At 70.8% G+C, this 1188-nt stretch carries 1 protein-coding gene; it reads left to right on the forward strand.

From position 1 onward, the window contains the following. Positions 1-126 precede the first annotated feature (126 nt). On the forward strand, positions 127-1188 hold a 1062-nt coding region (locus tag E1281_RS39700), incomplete at its 3' end, for a transposase (RefSeq protein WP_207943799.1).

Consider the following 1188-nt stretch of genomic DNA (forward strand, 5'->3'; position numbering starts at 1 on the left):
CTTGTTCTTTAACCTGGTTGGGTTCTTGGCTGGTGGGATCGGTGGTTCGCCTGACAGAGGGACGGCCTTGGCGTGATCATGTGCGCTGTTGAGGACGCAGTGTGATCACTACCAAGGCCGTGAGGGTTGAGTCTGCTGGATGAGCGTGCCCGTGTCGATTCCCTGTCGGTGTTGTCCCGGTTCCGGGTCGGTTTTCATGGCTGTCTGACCGCCCGGGCGGACGCGCTGTTCGAGCTGACCGATGCGCTGCTGTGCTCTGACGGGCCGGTGCGAACGCTGGTGGATCTGGCGTTGGCTCCCGAGCATCGGCGGGGGCATGGCGCGCTGTATGACGGCTTGAACTGCGGCGGCCTGGACGTGGCGCGGTTCCGGATGTCGCTGGCCGCGCTGCCGTTGCCGCGGGCCGCCGATGGCCGGATCGTGCTGGCGGTCGATGTCAGCCCGTGGCTGCGCTCGGACGCCCAGACCTCGGCGGAGCGCCTGTTCTGCCACGTGCACGGGCGAGGCAAGAACGCAGCGCAGTTCGTCCCCGGTTGGCCGTACTCATTCGTCGCCGCGCTGGAGACCGGCCGGACCTCATGGACGGCCGTTCTGGACGCGGTCCGGCTGGGCCCCGCCGACGACGAGACCGCGGTGACCGCCACGCAGTTGCGCGGGGTGGTCGGACGCCTGCTTGCGGCCGGGCACTGGCGCGACGGTGACAACGACATCCTGATTGTCGCCGACGCCGGCTACGACGTGACCCGGCTGGCGTTCCTGCTGGCCGACCTGCCGGTCGAACTCGTCGGCCGGATCCGCTCGGACCGGGTCCTGCGCCTGCCCGCCCCGCCGCGCCGGCCCGGCACCAACGGCCGTCCGCCCAGGCACGGCGGCGAGTTCGCGCTGAGCAACCCGGCCACCTGGCCGCGGCCGCAGCATGCCACCACCACCCAGACCACCCGCTACGGCACCGCGACGGCCTCCTCGTGGGACCGGCTGCACCCGCGCCTCACCCACCGCGCGGCCTGGCTGGAACACGATGGCCGGCTCCCGATCGTCGAGGGCACCCTGATCCTCCTGCACGTCGAGCAGATCCCCGGCACCGGCGACCCCAAGCCGGTCTGGCTGTGGTCCTCACGCACCGGCGCCTGCCCGCAGCACGTCGACCGGCTCTGGCAAGCGTTCCTGCGGCGCTTCGATCTGGAGCAC

The organism is Actinomadura sp. KC345 (genome assembly GCF_004348515.1).
GTDB lineage: Bacteria > Actinomycetota > Actinomycetes > Streptosporangiales > Streptosporangiaceae > Spirillospora.